The 633-nt window shown below is 72.5% G+C and carries 1 pseudogene; it reads right to left on the bottom strand.

Annotated elements, in window-relative coordinates:
- Positions 1-208 precede the first annotated feature (208 nt).
- A pseudogene (locus GT042_RS38655) lies at positions 209-633 on the bottom strand (hypothetical protein); the annotation flags it as partial.

Below are 633 nucleotides of genomic sequence, written 5' to 3'. Positions count from 1 at the left end.
GCGAGGGTGCCGCGCAGCACGCCGCGACGGCCGGGCGAGGCCGCGGACTCGGGGGAGTTCGGGTGGTACGACATCGATGCGCCTCCAGGGCAGACGGGTGCCGATTGCCGTGCCATGCCTAACGCCTGGTGGCAGCCGCCGCGCGAACCCCGGATGAACAACCGCCCGGTGGTGTCGTCAGGTGTCGTCGAGCGCCGGACGGGCGGGATCAGCCGGCCGTGGGCCGGGAGGCGGGGGCCTCCTTCTCCGCGCTGTCCGGAGCGAGTTGGGGTTCAGGTGAAGGCCGGGGCTCAAGCGAGGGCTCACCCGATGGCTCACGCGCAGGCTCAAGGGAAGGCTCAAGGGAAGGCTCAAGCGAAGGCTCGGGCTTCAGGATCCGGGCGGTGAAGCCGGCGACCACACAGAAGGCCGCGGGGAGCAGGAAGGTGAGGTTCAGCGGAATCGCATGGGTCAGCGGGCCGATCACGGCGGGACCGGCGAGCATCCCCAGGTAGCCGAGGCCCGCCACGCGCGAGACGTTGGCCCCGGCCGCGTCCGGATCGGCGTGCCCCGCCGCACTGAACAGCTGCGGGACACAGCCGGACAGACCGGCGCCGACGACGGTCCAACCGAGCAGCGCCAGGGGGACGTCGG

The organism is Streptomyces sp. SID3212 (genome assembly GCF_009865405.1).
Lineage (GTDB): Bacteria > Actinomycetota > Actinomycetes > Streptomycetales > Streptomycetaceae > Streptomyces.
This window is presented reverse-complemented; position numbering and strand designations above follow the sequence as displayed.